The sequence below is a fragment of the Bradyrhizobium sp. th-b2 genome, from assembly GCF_000426785.1.
GTDB lineage: Bacteria > Pseudomonadota > Alphaproteobacteria > Rhizobiales > Xanthobacteraceae > Bradyrhizobium > Bradyrhizobium septentrionale.
Map to the genome: position 1 here is coordinate 389,138 of NZ_AUGA01000002.1, position 16,379 is coordinate 405,516.

Annotated in this window: 12 protein-coding genes; 3 read left to right on the forward strand and 9 right to left on the reverse strand. The window is 60.8% G+C overall.

Annotation, left to right across the window (positions count from 1 at the left end; genetic code table 11):
- Positions 1 to 45: 45 nt before the first annotated feature.
- The 7 genes from K359_RS0104640 to K359_RS0104670 form a co-directional block, all read right to left on the reverse strand.
- Complete coding sequence (locus K359_RS0104640) at positions 46 to 2,430, reverse strand: 3-hydroxyacyl-CoA dehydrogenase/enoyl-CoA hydratase family protein (protein WP_029078313.1); 2,385 nt, start codon at positions 2,428 to 2,430, stop codon at positions 46 to 48.
- Between the two features lie 130 nt (positions 2,431 to 2,560).
- Complete coding sequence (locus tag K359_RS0104645) at positions 2,561 to 2,770, reverse strand: dodecin family protein (protein ID WP_029078314.1); 210 nt, start codon at positions 2,768 to 2,770, stop codon at positions 2,561 to 2,563.
- A 179-nt stretch (positions 2,771 to 2,949) separates the two neighbouring features.
- Positions 2,950 to 3,864 (reverse strand): bestrophin family protein, encoded by a 915-nt coding sequence (locus K359_RS58590; protein WP_165128579.1) that lies wholly within the window; start codon positions 3,862 to 3,864, stop codon positions 2,950 to 2,952.
- A 56-nt stretch (positions 3,865 to 3,920) separates the two neighbouring features.
- Positions 3,921 to 4,202, reverse strand: a complete 282-nt coding sequence (locus K359_RS63125) for a DUF6489 family protein (protein ID WP_051345973.1) — start codon at positions 4,200 to 4,202, stop codon at positions 3,921 to 3,923.
- Positions 4,203 to 4,345: 143 nt separating this feature from the next.
- Positions 4,346 to 4,798, reverse strand: coding sequence for a phasin family protein (locus K359_RS0104660; RefSeq protein ID WP_029078316.1), 453 nt, complete (start codon positions 4,796 to 4,798; stop codon positions 4,346 to 4,348).
- Between the two features lie 71 nt (positions 4,799 to 4,869).
- On the reverse strand, positions 4,870 to 5,334 hold the full coding sequence (locus K359_RS0104665; RefSeq protein ID WP_029078317.1) for a MaoC family dehydratase: 465 nt from the start codon (positions 5,332 to 5,334) through the stop codon (positions 4,870 to 4,872).
- Positions 5,335 to 5,776: 442 nt separating this feature from the next.
- The gene (locus K359_RS0104670) at positions 5,777 to 6,865 is read right to left on the reverse strand and encodes an AraC family transcriptional regulator (protein WP_029078318.1); all 1,089 of its coding nucleotides are present in this window, start codon (positions 6,863 to 6,865) and stop codon (positions 5,777 to 5,779) included.
- Between the two features lie 408 nt (positions 6,866 to 7,273).
- Here K359_RS0104670 and K359_RS51060 point away from each other — a divergent pair, with 408 nt between their 5' ends.
- The 3 genes from K359_RS51060 to K359_RS0104685 all read left to right on the forward strand — a co-directional run bounded on the left by K359_RS51060 (position 7,274) and on the right by K359_RS0104685 (position 11,728).
- Complete coding sequence (locus K359_RS51060; RefSeq protein ID WP_035976041.1) at positions 7,274 to 8,692, forward strand: cytochrome ubiquinol oxidase subunit I; 1,419 nt, start codon at positions 7,274 to 7,276, stop codon at positions 8,690 to 8,692.
- Between the two features lie 2 nt (positions 8,693 to 8,694).
- Positions 8,695 to 9,699, forward strand: coding sequence for a cytochrome d ubiquinol oxidase subunit II (gene cydB, locus K359_RS0104680; RefSeq protein ID WP_029078319.1), 1,005 nt, complete (start codon positions 8,695 to 8,697; stop codon positions 9,697 to 9,699).
- Between the two features lie 127 nt (positions 9,700 to 9,826).
- Positions 9,827 to 11,728, forward strand: a complete 1,902-nt coding sequence (locus tag K359_RS0104685; protein WP_051345974.1) for a potassium transporter Kup — start codon at positions 9,827 to 9,829, stop codon at positions 11,726 to 11,728.
- 54 nt (positions 11,729 to 11,782) lie between these two features.
- Here K359_RS0104685 and phaZ read toward each other — a convergent pair whose 3' ends face one another.
- Both phaZ and K359_RS51065 read right to left on the reverse strand, forming a co-directional pair.
- Positions 11,783 to 12,598, reverse strand: coding sequence for a poly(3-hydroxyalkanoate) depolymerase (phaZ, locus tag K359_RS0104690; RefSeq protein ID WP_029078321.1), 816 nt, complete (start codon positions 12,596 to 12,598; stop codon positions 11,783 to 11,785).
- Between the two features lie 576 nt (positions 12,599 to 13,174).
- Positions 13,175 to 16,225: a winged helix-turn-helix domain-containing protein gene (locus K359_RS51065; protein ID WP_156928352.1), complete on the reverse strand. Its 3,051-nt coding sequence runs from the start codon at positions 16,223 to 16,225 to the stop codon at positions 13,175 to 13,177.
- Positions 16,226 to 16,379: the final 154 nt, after the last annotated feature.

Consider the following 16,379-nt stretch of genomic DNA (forward strand, 5'->3'; position numbering starts at 1 on the left):
TCTCTCCCTGCGATCATCGACAATCCGTAGCCGCACCACGCTGATTCAGTTCCGTAACGGCCTGCCCGTCTCCAGCATGGTCTTGATGCGCATCTGTGTCTTCTCGGTCTTGCCGAGTTCGACGAACATTTTCCGTTCGACCGCCAGCAACCAATCCTCATCGACCAGCGTTCCGGTCTCTACGTTGCCACCGCAGAGTCCGGTCGCGATGGCCCTGCCGACGCGGTAATCGTGCTCCGAAATCATCCCGCCGCCTTGCATGTTGGCGAGCGTCTGTTCGAGCGTCGCGATTCCGCTGCGGCCGCTGACTTTGACGGCTTTCGGGGGCAAGGGAGGTCGATAGCCGGCTTCGGAAAGCGACCGCGCAATCTGTTGCGCCACGTGGAGCACTTCGTTCGGATTGAACGCGACGACGTCGCTTTCGCGCAGAAATCCGATTTCCTTCGCGTCGAGTGCGTTGGTGGCCGTCCTTCCGCCCGAGATCATCTGGAACGGTCCGGTGAGAAACATCAAAGGGTCGTTCATGGTAGTCGCTTGGGCCAAACGCGCCGCCCGGACCGCGAACTCCTTCAATCCGCCACCGCCAGGTACCAAACCGACGCCCGCTTCCACCAATCCGATCTGCGACTCGAGCGATGCAACGACGCGCGCGCAATGCATCGCGATTTCGCATCCGCCGCCGAGCGCTGCACCGTTGATGGCCGCCACGACGGGAACCAGCGAATATTTCAACCTCGCCGTCATTTGTTGAAAACGCGCAATGAAGCTCTCCAGTCCGCCGAAATCGTTCTTCGCCGCGAATTCCATGAACGCGTTCAGGTTGGCACCCGCCGAAAACGGCGGCTTCGGCTGCCAGATCACCAGGCCTCTGTACCCGGCCTCCGCGCGCCCTACGGCATCGACGATCGCATCGACCACGTCCGGCCCGAGCGTGCCGGCCTTACTCTTGAGAGAAAGGATGGCCACGTCATCGCTGCCATCCTCGGCTGTTGTCCAGAGGCGCGCCGCATCGCTCTCGGACAACGTCTTGCCGATCTGCTGCACCTCACCGAATACCGACTCCGGAAACCGCTGACGCCGATAGATTGGAAGCATCGTTCGCGGCTTGGTCACGGCCTCGCGGGCTGAGTAGGATCCTGTCGGCATATGGACGCCGACGCGACCGTCGATAACCCAAGCGGGAAGCGGCGCTCTTGCCATCGTGTTGTCCGCTGCGATATCCGCCTTGATGGCATCGGCCGTGGTCTTCCATCCAGCCGACTGCCAGGCCTCGAATGGACCCTCACGCCAACCGAAGCCCCAGCGAACGCCAAGATCCAGGTCGCGCGCATTGTCGGCGATTGATCCGAGATGGTACGCACTGTAGTGGAACAGGTCGCGGAATGAGCGCCAAACAAGCTGGGCCTGCGGGTGGTCGCTCTTCCTCAGCCTGACGAACTTCTCCGCGGGGTCCTTGAGCTTGAGGATCACCTCGACGTCCGGATCGACCGTGGCGCCGGATGGAACATATTCCTGAGTGGCGGGGTCGAGCACCTTGGTCTCTCTGCCTTCCCTCCGGTACAAGCCAGCTCCGCTCTTCTGTCCCAGCGCGCCGCGTTGGATCAACGCGGTCACGTATGCAGGCACCTCGTAGTATTTGTGCCAGGGGTCGTCGGGCAGCCGGTCATTCATGGTCTTGACCACGTGCGCCATCGTATCCAGACCGACCACGTCGGCGGTACGGAAGGTCGCGCTCGTAGCCCGCCCGATCAGGGGACCGGTCACGGCGTCGGCTGCGTCGAATGTCAGCTTCAAATCCTGTGTGTGCCGCATTACCGCAAGCAACGAAAATACGCCGACGCGATTTGCGATGAAGTTGGGCGTATCCAGTGCGCGGACCACGCCCTTCCCGAGGGTCGTCGTCAGGAAACTCTCGAGATCGTCGACCAAATCCGGGGACGTTGCCGCCACGGGAATGATCTCAATCAGCGTCATGTAGCGCGGCGGGTTGAAAAAATGCACGCCGCAAAATCGAGATCGCAGGTTCTCCGGGAGTCCCTTCCCCATCTCCTCGATGGAAAGTCCCGACGTATTGGAGGCGATCACGACATTCGACGTGACGTACGGAGCGATTCGTTTGTACAGATCGAGTTTCCAATCCATCCGTTCCGCGATCGCCTCGATCACGAGGTCGCATTCCCCGAGCTTCGCCAGATGCTCGTCGTAGTTGGCTGGCTCGATATAGCCGAGGCGATCCTTCACAGCCGCTGGCGGCGGAGACAGCTTCCTCAGATTCTCGATCGCTTTCTTGGCGACGCCGCTCGGATCGCCATCCTTCGCGGCGAGATCGAACAGGACGACCGGGATATTCGCATTGACGAGATGCGCAGCGATCTGCGCTCCCATAACGCCGGCGCCTAACACCGCTACATTCCTGACCTGCAACGTCATGGGAATTCCTCTCTGTATGCGGCCATCGGTCGAATTGCCGGGAGATCGGTCGCCGCTATCGGCCGAGGCACGCGCCATCTCGCACGGCCCGCTGCTCAGTCTGCTGACGAAGCCGCGGCCCGATCGGCCATCAATCCTCGAACTTGAAGGAAAGCTTCACCCTTGCGCGATAGGCCTGCACCTTGCCGTCTGCAATCTGCAAGTCGAGCTCGGCGATCTCCGCGATGCGCAGATCTCTCAAGGTCTTCGACGCGCGCTCGACGGCGGCGGCCGCAGCCTTTTCCCAGGACTCGCTGCTGGTCCCGACGACTTCGATAATCTTGTAGACGCTCTCCGCCATGTCGTTCCTCCCTTTCTGATAGCTCTTCTTTGATCTTTTTTTGCCCGCCGTAACCCATCGACCCCGTGCCGCGACGTTCTCAAGCAGACAGTCGATCCTTTTCACAAATTTCCAGAATGCAAAGGTCGCAACCGGCCATACTGGCTTGACAATCGGTCAATGCTCTACCGAATGCCTGATCAAGTGAGCACAAAGCCCTTCGGACGAATCGGCTCGGGCAAATTCTTTTCGCCCAATGATTCCAGAACGTAGATCTCGAACCCCCGAGTCATCGCATCGAGCGGTATCACCATGGACGTGTCGTTGAAGGGGCCCTCCATGACTTCCGCGAGCACGTCGAGACCAAAGAAGATGTAGGAGATGATCACGGCGAGCAGAGGCGTCCAGTATGTCGACGTGTCGTGAATGCCGAGTGGAACGAGAAAGCAGAACATGTAGGTCAGGCGCCGCAGCGCCAGGGTGTACGAGAAGGGTATCGGCGTGGCCTTTGTGCGTTCGAGCGTGCCGCAGGCCAGGGCGAGGGCCGACACCTTCTCTTCCAGAGTTCGCGCCATCTGTGGCGACAGCCGACCGGCCGCGACTGCGCCGGCGATGTCGGCGCTGAAGTGTGCCAGCAAGCAACTCGACCCATTTCGGCTCGAAGCCACTGCCGCGCTCTCTTCAGGCGACAGATAGCGGGAGACTTCTTCCTCGCTATGCCGATCACGCAGGAAATCGCGCGTTACTTGCATGAATGCGATGCAACGAAGTCCGAAGCGACGAGGCAGATCGTCACCGGGTGCTTTCGCGATATAGCAATTGGCCTGACGCGATAGATTTCGCAACTCGACGATGATCAAGCCGGCGTTCTTGCGCGCCTCCCACCACCGTTCATAGCTTGCCGAGTTTCGAAAGGCCGCAAATATCGAGAGCGCCGCACCGATGACGGTGAGCCCGACGGTCGGCACAGATGGAATCTGCGCCCAACCATGCCGGGACAGTACGACTACGAGCAACGAGAGAGTCAGAACGCCCGCCAACTGCGGCAGGATCCGCGGAATCACCAAGGAAAGGTAGAATATTTCCCAGAATGTCGGTCTTCCACGGACGATCATCGCACGTCCCCTACAGCTGGTTACCGCCCTCTCCGCCTCGCCCCGAACAGACGAATCTATTCTCGACCGGTTTCCTTCCGCTTCGAGGCCGCCATGCCTCGCGCGAGACCCTGTGACAGCGCTCCGCCGACGACGTCGCGAAATGCGTCCATTGCCGGATTTGCTTTTGTACCGAACCACGCATCCAGCAGCCCGTCCGTCGAGAACGTTTCGGCCCGCGCCATGATCCCGTCCTGCATCTTGGCCAGCGCCGCCTCCTGCAACGGCTGAACATCGGGAAGACCCATCAGCTGCCGTACCTCCGCAGGAGTGAGGTTGATGTTTATCGTGACGTCCATGGCTATCCATTCCCCCGTACTGCTTTGCACGATCGCGAGATTCCTCGGACGCTCGCGATCGCGTCATGTCGACCTTCGTTCTGAAAACAGCGCCCGATTTGGCGGACAGGCCGCCGTCCGGCGCAGTCAAGCCCCCTGCCAGCCTAGCCGTCGGAGCGCCGCAGCCCCGCCCTAAGGTCGCTCAGACTGTCGCGCAGCCTGTCGCGGATGATTGCCGTCGCGTCGGTGGTGGTCTTGGTCGCAAGCTCGGCGACATCGCGCGTATTCTGAACGGCACTCTCAAACGCCTTTTTGGCGAATTCTGTCTGCTTCGCCACGATCTGCTGAGGGTCTCCCGTCGGCTTGAAGTCGCGCGCCATCGCGGCAGCCTCGGTGAGCGCGCTCTCCAGGATCTCGCGCTGCTTGCCGGCGAGCGACTTGGCTCCCCCGGCAGCCACCTGCGCCGAGCGGTCGAGGGCATCAAGGTTCTTGCGGTGGGCGTCGATGAGTTGGTCCACATCGATCTTGGGAAGTCCCAAGTCCCCCCCGAACTTCCTCAGCCTGTCGAGCCAGGATTGCGTATCTTCAGTCATGGTTTCCTTCTCCTTGCTGGCCACTTGAAATTCACTGGCGCTGGCCGCGCCGACTCCGATTCGCGTCGGCCGTCGCCGACTGATGTTTCCGGGGCTCACTTCTCCGGCACGATGAGGGCGAGGGATTCCGCGATCAGAGCCGGCTTGTCCGTCCCCTCGATCTCCAACGTGTTGCTCGACCTGATAATCAACTGCCCATCCTGCTTGCGTTCGACCCCGACGATCGCCACTCGCAGTCGCACCCGGGCACCCGCCTTGACCGGCGCAAGAAATCTCACTTTGTCCAGACCGTAGTTGAACGCGGCCGCGGCGCCCCGCGGGATCGCGCCGACCAGCATCGATAACGGCGCGACGAACGACAACGACAGATAGCCGTGGGCGATCGGTCCACGATAGGGACTCTCGCGTTTGGCGCGTTCGACATCGACATGGATCCATTGGCGATCGCCGCTACAGTCAGCGAATTTGTCGATCATCGCCTGGTCCACCGTCAGCCAATCCGACACGCCGAGCTCGCGTCCGGTATATTCCGAGATGTTCGCAACGGTGATTTCAGTCACGTCTGCTCCTCTTCACCTGATCTGGTCTCTCCGAGCGTTCGCTCGGGCGAGGCACTGACGTTTCAATTTGGGAGGGTCGTGCCAGTTCGCTGTCCGCCGGCCACCCCGACCGGAGTGAGCCGAGAGCGTCTAGACCTCGAATCGAGATCGGAATGTATGGCACGGCTTTTCGACTCAGCCTGCGACGTCGGCTTCTCAGAAGCGAACTCGAGCGACTGCGCAGCCGATGGCGCCTCAAAGCGTCCCCCCCATTCGTCGTTCTTGATCGCCATTCACCGCGAGCTAGTCACGGCAGCCTGAAGCTAGCGACGAGTGATCAAATTCGTTGTGGAGCAGCCTTGCGCGAATTGACAAGGAGGTGAAGGTTCCAAACGGTCGTCGATCGGTTCTATTCGGCCAAAAGCAGGAGTTTCGTTCTTACTTGTCGTCAAGCCGGAAGCAATCACCGATCGAACGGAAGCTTTGCATCTGTCGCGAGATGTTTGAATTCGCTTGGTGACTCTCTGGTCCACCGGCGGAACGCATGTCTGAAATTGGCAGCGTCGCTGAACCCGACCGCAACAGCGATATCCTCGCCGGTCATGTCGGTGTCGCGAAGATACTTGATCGCCAGTTGCATGCGGAGTTCATCGACCAGTTCCCGGAAGGAGGTCTGCTGGGCACGCAGTTGACGCCGGAGTGTACGCTCGGTGGTCCGCAAGCGCTTCGCCACGGTTTCGAAGTCGGCGCGGTTAGCGATGTTCTCGAGCAGCACCTCCCGGACCCTTCCCGCAACGCCGCTGCGCTGACCGAGGTCCACGAGAAGGCCATCGCAGATCTCAAGCACCGCCGCATGCGTCACGCGGTTGCCCAAGGTCGGCGCCTTGTCCAGCCACGCGGTATCCAGGACGATCTGGGTCGTGGGCTCCTCGACGAGCACGGGGCAACCTACCAGTTCCTGCGTCAGCCGGGTCTCCGAGCCGGGACAGACAACGGCAATCCTGGTCGGCGCGAACGACGCTCCCATCACGTCGCGCATCAGCGAGATGTGGATGCCGATCTGCAGCTCGGTGACAAACTGATAGAGGGGGGCATCGATTCGAGGATGCGCAAGCGGCACGATCGTCCACGTTGCGTACTTTCCCTTCTCTTCGAAGACGATGTTCGTCAGTGGCGTCGCCAGCTGATGATATCGGACGGCGAACTCCATCGTCCTTCGGAAGTCGGTGCTGCAGAGCATGGCATAGCCGTACATTCCGTAGGTCGAGAGATGTATCGATGAACCTACATCGAAGGCCAGATGTGGGTTGCGTGAGAGCTTCATCGCATTTCGGCAAGCCTCGAGCATTTGATTGAGAGAGATGCGCGTCGTGGGCAGATGGAGCTCACCGGCTTGCAAGTGAACCCCGCGCAGAGCCTCGGCCGGCGAAACCCCTTCCTCCAACAGCGCCTCGATCACGGCCGCAATTTTGGTCGCCGAATGCAGCTTTTCTCCAAACCCTATCTTAATCGTTGCTTCCACGGTCCCCCCGGAATTGGTCTTGGCTTCCATCAACCTAGTCGAACGGGTCCGAAGCGCAAAGGCGGGAGCAGTCGACGGAATTGAATGGAAGCCTTCCGTCAGCGCCCTTGACCTGTTCGGGTCGGACGATCATCGAACGCCGATCATGAAGCGGCGCCTGTCGAAGCGCAACCTTGGCCGCGAATGACCTTGCGGTGACCTCTATCAACCTTGAACAGGATGAGTGGGCCGGAGATGGTTAGGTCAAATGCCGGCGGAGCTGCGATAGCGCGCGAGCGCACTACCGACCGGCTTCGAGGGGACACGCGAGGGAGGACCGGATGAGGGATCGCTCAGGAGATTTCGGCGGTCCCCGCCTGCCCGCTCGACGGAAGCCCGTGCATGCGTGGCGACCGAACGAGGACGACGCTCTTCGTACCGCGCCGGAGGAGCTTCACAATGCTCGGTGACGCCGTTCTTCTGGCGCGCGCTCAATTCGCCTTTACGATGGCGTTTCACATCATCTTTCCGAGCTTCACGATTGGACTGGTTGCGTGGATCGCGACGCTCGAAGCGCTCTGGCTGTCGACCGGACGCGATCGCTATTATCAATTGGCGCGATTCTGGACCAAGCTCTTCGCCGTATCCTTCGCCATGGGCGTCGTGTCCGGGCTGGTCATGTCGTACCAACTCGGCACGAATTGGAGCCGCTTCTCGCGCAATCTCGGCAACATCATCGGGCCGATGATCGGCTACGAGGTCGTATGGGCGTTCTTTCTCGAGGCAACGTTCCTCGGCATCATGCTGTTCGGCTGGAATCGGGTACCGCGCGCACTGCATTTCGCCGCGACCGTCTCCGTCGCTCTCGGCACCACGATGTCAGCTTTCTGGATCCTTTCCGCCAACAGCTGGATGCACACGCCGGCGGGATTTGAGATGCGCGATGGGGTCGCCTATCCGCTCGACTGGATCGCCATCATCTTCAATCCAAGCTTTCCCTACCGCTTCGGCCATATGATGGTCGCGTCGTATCTTACGGTGGCGTTCGTCGTCGCAGCAGTCGGCGCGCGCTATACGCTCGAAGGCCATCACCCGGCTCTGGCGAGAACCATGCTGAGAATGGGCTTGGGATTGGCGCTCATTCTGGCGCCCTTGCAGGCGCTCATCGGCGATATGCACGGCCTGAACACCCTCGAACACCAGCCGGCCAAGATCGCCGGCATCGAAGCTCATTGGGAGAACGACGGCCCCGTGCCGCTGGTCTTGTTTGCGTTACCGAACGAGAAGGCGGAGCGAAACGACCACGAAGCGGCGATCCCCTATCTCGGCAGCCTGATCCTTTCGCATAGCCTCACCGGCCCGATTCCGGCACTCAAGGACTTCGCCTCGAGAGATCGGCCTCCGGTGCTTCCGATCTTCCTATCGTTCCGCATCATGGTCGGAATAGGATTCCTGTTCATCTTCATGGCCGGCGCAGGAGGCATCCTGTGGCTGTTCGGCAGGCTGGATCGCACGCGGATCTATCTACTGGCCCTCCGCTCGTGCTGGCCGCTGGGCTTTGTCGCCGTCATAGCCGGATGGACAACCACGGAAGTCGGCCGCCAGCCGTGGGTGGCTCAAGGAATACTTCGGACAGCCGACGCGTCCTCTCCCATTCCCTCGGCGAACATAGCGATCTTCATCGCGCTTTTCATGCTGGTCTATGGCGTGGTGTTCGGAGCCGGCATCAGCTACATCCGCCATCTCATCAGGAAGGGACCGGAAACGAATCCGGCAGAGGCGCTCGAGGCGCTCGCGAACCGTCCGATTTCAGCCGCGCTCGCTGACGACGTCCGCTCATCCGAGAGCGGCGCGGTCGCGGCTCGTTCCGCGGAGTGACCATGGAAGACCAACTCGCTACGATCTGGGGCGTCCTTCTCGGATTCGCCGTCGCTATGTACGTCATCCTGGATGGTTTCGACCTCGGCATCGGCATTCTATTTCCGTCGACGAGCATCGAGACGGAGCGCGACCAGATGATGAATACGATCGCGCCATTCTGGGATGGCAACGAGACCTGGCTCGTCCTCGGCGGCGGTGGTCTTCTCGTGGCATTCCCGCTCGCCTACTCGATCCTGATGCCGGCATTGCATGTTCCGATTCTCGTCATGCTGCTTGGCCTCGTGTTGAGAGGAGTCGCGTTCGAGTTCCGCTGGGTGGCCAAGCCACATCATGGCTGGTGGGACCGTGCGTTCTTCTGGGGATCCCTCATCGCCGCCTTCTCGCAGGGATGCGTGCTGGGCGGCCTCGTCCAGGGCGTGAGGGTCGAAAACAACGAGTTCGCCGGCGGGTCGCTGGATTGGCTGACGCCCTTCAGCCTCTTTTGCGGCGCCGCAATCGTAGCGGGCTATGCCTTGCTCGGTGCGTGCTGGCTCAACCTGAAGACGACCGGGCTCCTCCAGAATCGAGGCCGCCGTTACGCGAAGGCGGCGCTGGCCCTCGTGTTGCTGTTTCTCGTCGTGGTCAGTCTGTGGACATCTTCGGAGATTCCTCGTATCGCGGAACGGTGGTTCGCTGGACACAACCTCGCATTCCTTTGGCCAGTGCCGCTGGCTACTACCGGCGCTGCCGTCTTCACCTATGAATCACTGCGGCGACGGCGGGAGCTGGCACCATTTCTGGGAGCGATAGCTCTCTTCCTGTTGGGTTTCGTGGGTCTCGGGATATCCATCTTCCCCTACGCCGTGCCGCCGACAATCACGATCTACAGTGCCGTCGCGCCCCCAGCCTCTTCGATCTTCGGACTGCTCGGGGTGCTGTTCGTGTTGCCGCTCGTTCTTGTCTACACGGCGTTCGTCTACTGGACGTTTCGAGGCAAGATTATACCCGGTCACGGCTATCACTAGACGGGCGCGCCTGCGGACGTGCACGCAAGAGCCGAGGATACGATCGAGAACCCTCAAGCCGTCCGGCGTCCGCCGATCGACCAGAGCGCATTGGATTGCGGACCACAACATCGCCCGTGAGGATCTTATGACCGTTCGCACAGGTGAATTGACTGGGAGTTCGCAACTCGCCGCCACGATAGGCGCCCTCGGCGTCGTCTATGGCGACATCGGGACCAGTCCGCTGTACGCACTGAAGGAGGCCGTCAAGGCAGCCGCGGCCCCCGACGGATCGGTCGGTGTCGATGCCGTTCTTGGCGTCGTGTCGCTGATCTTCTGGGCCCTCATCCTGATCATTTCCGTCAAATATGCATTGCTCATCTTGCGCGCGGACAATCGCGGTGAAGGCGGCGTCGTTGCAATGTTGGCGCTGCTTTCGGCGAGGAATGCGAAGCCGGGAACGCCGCAAGCGCGCTTATTGATCATCGGACTCATCGGCGCCGCGCTGCTCTATGGCGATGGTGCAATAACGCCAGCGATTTCCGTGCTCAGCGCGGTCGAAGGGTTGAAGGTCGATGCGCCTGCGCTCGCGCCCCTGATTGTTCCCCTGACGATCGTCGTTCTGATCGCACTATTCCTCATGCAGCGGCAGGGAACGGGCTTCATCGGACGCATCTTCGGACCCGTCACGTTCGGCTGGTTTCTCGCGATCGCCCTGCTCGGCATCAACGGAATCGTACACGCTCCCGTGGTCCTACTGGCGGTCGACCCAACCTACGCGCTCGATTTTCTGGCGCATCGGAATTTGCATATCGGGTTCGCCGTGCTCGGCGCGGCATTCCTGGCCGTGACCGGCGGAGAAGCGATGTATGCCGACATGGGTCATTTCGGTCGGCATCCGATCCGGATCGCATGGTTCACGATCGCTCTCCCCGCGCTCGTACTCAACTATTTCGGGCAGGCCGCTCTGTTGATCACCGATCCTGCCGCGCTTGAAAATCCGTTCTATCAGCTCGCGCCCGGCTGGGCGCACTATCCCCTCGTCGTCCTGGCGACGGCTTCGACCGTGATCGCGTCTCAGGCGATCATCTCCGGCGTCTTCTCGTTGACTCAGCAAGCGATCCAGCTCGGGTTTCTCCCGCGGATGCAGATCCGACATACCACCAGTCATGCGATCGGTCAGGTTTACCTACCAGTGGTAAACTGGCTGCTCGCGTCGGCCACGCTCGGAGCCGTAATCGGATTCGGAACATCGGACGCCTTGGCCGGGGCCTACGGAATTTCGGTGTCGCTACTGATGGCGATCACTACACTTCTTGCGGCGCTGGTTGCAATTCACTGGGGCTATTCGCCGTTCGTTGTGTCCGTCGTGAACGGCTTTTTCCTGATCATCGACTTGATCTTCTTCGCCGCCAATTCAACAAAAGTGCTCGATGGTGGCTGGTTCCCGCTCCTGCTCGCGGGCACAGTCGCATTCCTGATGATCACCTGGCTGAGAGGCACCAGGCTCGTGGAGACCGCCCGCACCAAGTTGCGCCAGCCCGAATCCGATCTGATCGAGACCGCTACAAACAGATGCAAGGCGCGATTGCCTGGTACGGCCATATTCCTGGCATCGGCGGCCAATGGCGTCCCGCTCGCGCTGACGCAGTTCATCAGGCACAATCACGTCATGCATCAACGCATCTTGCTGTTGACGGTGAGCATCGAGGAAGTCCCGCGCGTTGCTGATGAGAGTCGTGTCGAGGTTCGCGAAGTCGTCGAAGGACTCTCGCGGGTCATTCTCCATTTCGGGTTCATGGAGAGCCCCACGATCGAACAAGGCCTCATCCTCGCCTGCGGTCAAGGTAAGCTATTGTGCGTCGATCCTTCGGAGGTCAGCTACTACGTTGGTCGTGAAACGATCATCCCGAGCGAAACGGTGGTCGGGATGGCAGTTTGGCGCGAGACGCTTTTTGCGTTCCTGCAGCACAACGCCAAGGGCTCGGCGGCGTTTTTCGGCGTTCCCGCTCAGCAGGTTGTCGAATTCGGCACCGAGATTGAAATCTGAGACGGACCGGTTCACATCGGTAGGTCTCCGCTCCGGAGATGCGGTCGCTTCGGATCACTTTCGCAAAAATGACCCCACCTTTTGCGCGACCGTGTCGGGTTGACTGACGATGAAGAGATGGCCGTCGTCGAGCACTTCATACGTGGAGTTGGGAATTAGCGCCGAAAGGATCCAACCGTTGATCGGTCTAACGATCGGATCGTCACTCCCTGAGACCACGAGCGTCGGCTGACGCAGGGAATGGAGCCATGGCAGACTGCTCCACCCCGCTGCCGCCAGAAGCTGATAGAGATATCCGAGGCCGTTAATCTTGCTGGTGGCGCTGGCATAACTCGCGACAAGGGTCGGATTATCGCGAAATGCGCCGCCGTAGATTTCGGCCGCGATCGCAGCCATGTAGCTGCGGTCGATATAGCGCCGCGGGCTGACCAATTTGAGGAGCACCGACAGTCTGGCAGGCACCATGATCGAGCCCGGCGCCGTTGCGATCAGGACGAGCTTGCGGCACAGGTGCGGGTACTGTTGGGCAAACTGTTGGGCGACGGCGCCTCCCCAGGATACTCCTGCGACATCCACCGAATCATGGCCAAGTGTCTTCATCAGATCGGCACCGAGCCTTGCGATCGTAGACAACCGATACGGCAGCTCGAAACCTGGCGATCCTCCGATACCTGGCACATCGAAGATGACGACCTTGCTCGTCATGGACTGCATGAACGTCGCCGCGAGTTCGAGACTGGCTCCAATGCCGTTGAACAGCAGCAACGGCGGCATGTCGTCCGGTCCATGCTTGATACCAACGCGCAGTATCCGATCCCCGACCTTCATGGTGCGGATTTCTAGATCGGGCCGGTTCGATTTCATCGACATCTCTCAGCACTCTCCTTGCGGTATCTCTCGCTCATCGGCACCGATGGATGGCGCCTCGTCGCATCGTTGGTCTCGAAGCAGCGTCGGACGCCCGACATCGAGGACAACTTCCCATTCCACTCGCATCACCATCGCCCCGACGGGCAGGAACGCAGCTAATGGTCTTTCACCGAATTCACGGCGGGGGTGCCGAAGAGCGAATAGCTGTGTGTTGATTTGGTATCACCAGCTGCCGCCACGACCATGCCCCTTGGTAGCTCGCTCGCCCACGACGGACGCGCCGTTGATTCGAGCGAACCCATCGAAAGCTAGCTCAGAAGGGACGTGAACACAGGTTGTCGATGGCCATTTTCCGGTGCCTGTCGGACAGAATGCTGGTCTCGCTCCTCGTCAATTGCAGTCGAACTGCGCTTCCGCCCTCCACGCAGGCGACGACATTCGTCGGCTTCGATGCACCTGCCGCATGCGAGCAACGGAAAGGGCGCCGCCGTGATCAGCTCACGGTCCCGCTTGTATCGGAATGCGAAAACTTGAACCCGGCTGCGCTCGCAACGTTCGGCAATGAACCGGCACGGTCTAACCGACGGCTCCGATGCGCGCTTGCAATTGACCGAGGATTTGCATAGCGCGTTCATGGGCTGGAAATGCCATTCCGGCCGGCATCCGCTCGAGAGCCGCGCTGAGATGCTTGAGGGCTTTTGGTGAGCGATCCCGTTTCAGCGACAGCTCGGCAAGGTCGGTTGCGGCCTTCAGTTCAAACAGCGTGGCGGACTGGCGTTTCGCCCAGTCGATTGCCGAGAGCAGGTTGCGTTCCGCCTCGGGATAATCTTCATCGGACCGCGATGCCAGGACGAGTCCTTTCATCCTGAACAAGGCGGGCATGTACAGGAACTTCCCGCCGCGATGTTGCGCATCAATTGCGTTGGCGATCATCGTCAGCGCCTCCTGGTGCTCGCCCATCGCAATAAGACCTGCAGCGAGGTCGCAGACGAATTCCATATTGAGCGAATCGTGGTGATGAGTGTGAAGCTCCTCCAAGGCCTTCTTGAGCAGCGGAATTCCCTCCCGCAGATCATTTTGAAGAAGCAACCACTGGCCTCGCAGACCCGTCGCAACTGCGCGAAACGGCTTCAAGGAGTAGGCCGCGGCGAGCTTGGTCAACTGTGCGATATAGCGTTCCGACCGGCGCGAGTCGGCCAGGGCCAGATAGACCGGAAGAACGAAGCTCAGAGATCGACACAGCGTGGCCGGGTGATTGGATTTTTCTCCTTCGTCCACGGCTCGTCTCGCGCAATCAAGTGCGCGGTCGAGCAAGCCCATGTACAGCAGGCTGCGCGCGATCCCGATGAGCAAAAGGCTGTTGTCATGAAACAAGTATTGCCCCGCGCGAAATCGCGACCCGGATGCCGAGTGTTGCAGCCCTGATTCGAAATGCTTGATTGCGACGGGGTGATTTCCGATCAAGAAATGGACGACACCCAACATCGATTCAGCCAGCGCCAGATCGTCGTGATCCCCGGTCTTCAGAGCCGTGTCTTTGCTTCGAGAAGCGATATCAAGCGCGGCATGAATGTCGGTATTCCAGCGATAGTACATGAACAGCCCGCTCAGGAGCCGCAGCTCGTGGGCAGGGTCTCCCAGTATGGACGCAACGTCCAGCGCCCGGGAAAATGCCTTGTGCACCAACTCACCGCTCCCTTCGGAGTGCATCAGGGCAAAAGACAGTGACGTGTAGATTTCCATCTCACGGCGAGAGTTCCGATACTGTCCTCCGAGCCGGTCGACCGCTCGTTCAGCCCAAAGCAGGCATTCGATCAACAGTGACAATTCGAGAAGTCGCTGCGTCGCGGCGGCTGCGAGCCTCGTCGCGATCTCGTCATCACCATGCGGCCCGAAACTCCATTCCAGCGCCGCGCGGATGTTGCCCAATTGGCTGAGATGCGCCGAAGCGGCGGCGAGTCCCGCCGCGACCCCGCTGTTGCCGCGTCGCACATCGTTGCGCTCTGCCGCGGGATGAATCGCGCCCAACCGGCCGGGAGAGCCAGCGCCACTTTCCGCCTTTGCCAGCGCCGCTCGTTGCGATTCCAGGCTTCCAGCGACGTATTCAGCATGCCGGCGGAGCACCGTATCGGCTTCGGCATGCTCCTCCAGCTTCTCGAGTGCGTAGGCCCGGGTCGTGTCCAGCAATCGATATTGTGTCTGCGTTTCGTCGGTTCGGGTTGCGACCAACGACTTTTCGACCAGGCCGGCGATGGCGTCGAAAATCTCCGCGTCGGCGAAACCCTGCTCGCTGGCGACATTTACTGCGCCATCAAGGCTGAAATGGCCCGCGAAGGGAGCGATGCGTCGAAGCGCAATCCTCTCCCCGTCGGACAGCAGATTGTAGCTCCAGTCCAGCGTCGCCTTGAGGGTCCGGTGTCTTGGAACGGCAGTCCGATGGCTTAGTTTCAACACTTGCAGTTGAGACCCGAGGCGCGCCGCCGTGTTCTTGAGACCGAGTGCTGCGACCTGGCCGGCCGCCAACTCGATCGCCAGCGGCATCCCATCCAGCTTTCGGCATATGTCTGCGACAAGCGGCGCCTCCTCATCGGTGAGAGTGACGCTTCCCGCCCGCGCCGCAACCCGCCGGACGAACAACTGCGCAGCCGGAAATCGCAGCACAGCATGCGCCGTCTGGTGTGAACCGTCTGGTGGAAAATCAAGGGGAAGCACCCGGAAGCAATGCTCGCCCTCGACTTTCAGCAACTCGCGACTCGTCGTCAGCAGGTGCACCCGCTCCGTTCCCTGGTAGAGTTGCTCGGCCACCAGCGCGACCGCCTCGATCACGTGCTCACAGCTGTCGAGAATGACGAGAAGCTTCCGCGGCCGAACCAGTTCGACCAGCTCCGGTCCGGGATCCTTCGATTTCAGCGCAAGTCCGAGGGATGTCGCGACGGCCCCTGTCACCAGGGTCGGATCAGTCAGGCTCTCCAGGTCGACAAAATGAACGTCCCCGTCAAACTCATCGGCAACGGCGCGGCCAACAGCCAGAGCGACCGTCGTCTTGCCGATGCCACCGGGGCCGAGCAGCGTGACGAACCGCTTATCCCGGAGCGTGCCGCTGACCTGGCCGACCACGGCTTCGCGCCCGATCGTCGGCAGCGGTCGGTCCAGCGGCCGACTTCCCCGCCGGGACCTCTCCTTCCTGCCCTCACGACTGTGTGCGAGAGACACGATGGTACCGACGAATGAGTAGCCACGTCCCTTGATGTTTGCGATGTAGCGATTGCCAAATTGCCCATCACCAAGCGCCTTGCGGATCGCCGCCACGTGGACGCGAATGCTTCCGTCTTCGACCGTTACGTCCGGCCAGACGTGCTGGATCAACTCCCGCTTTGTGATCACCTCGCCTGGACGCGCAGCAAGGTAGAGCAGGATGTCGAGGGCTCTGCCGCCCAGGGGTAGCTCCACCCCTTCGCGCCGCAGCACCCGCTGCCGGCTCGAAAGCTCAAACGGGCCGAAACGCAGATCGCTGTCAAAACCGTCAGCCATGGCTCTCAACAAGGACGTCAAATGCCGTTTCGGGTTGCCCGACCGGAAGCGCAAAACCCAGGCGTGTCCTTTGTCGACATGTGCCTGCTTCGGCACTCTGCGCACAGCCTTTACCCAAAGCGATCAGCGATGGCGACCGATTGCGGAATGAATAGCGAGATGCCGGGGCGCTTCCCTCCCGCTAACAGAGATCGTACATTTGCCGCTCTGTGCGCACCCCCCGAATGGGGGAGCGCCGTCGCACGTAAGG

Coding starts and splice junctions, on each gene's coding strand:
- K359_RS0104645 (WP_029078314.1), bottom strand. CDS start 2,770: ATGGCGGAGAGCGTCTACAAGATTATCGAAGTCGTCGGGACCAGCAGC.
- K359_RS58590 (WP_165128579.1), bottom strand. CDS start 3,864: ATGATCGTCCGTGGAAGACCGACATTCTGGGAAATATTCTACCTTTCC.
- K359_RS51060 (WP_035976041.1), top strand. CDS start 7,274: ATGCTCGGTGACGCCGTTCTTCTGGCGCGCGCTCAATTCGCCTTTACG.
- K359_RS0104685 (WP_051345974.1), top strand. CDS start 9,827: ATGACCGTTCGCACAGGTGAATTGACTGGGAGTTCGCAACTCGCCGCC.
- K359_RS0104670 (WP_029078318.1), bottom strand. CDS start 6,865: ATGGAAGCCAAGACCAATTCCGGGGGGACCGTGGAAGCAACGATTAAG.
- phaZ (WP_029078321.1), bottom strand. CDS start 12,598: ATGTCGATGAAATCGAACCGGCCCGATCTAGAAATCCGCACCATGAAG.
- cydB (WP_029078319.1), top strand. CDS start 8,695: ATGGAAGACCAACTCGCTACGATCTGGGGCGTCCTTCTCGGATTCGCC.
- K359_RS0104640 (WP_029078313.1), bottom strand. CDS start 2,430: ATGACGTTGCAGGTCAGGAATGTAGCGGTGTTAGGCGCCGGCGTTATG.
- K359_RS63125 (WP_051345973.1), bottom strand. CDS start 4,202: ATGGACGTCACGATAAACATCAACCTCACTCCTGCGGAGGTACGGCAG.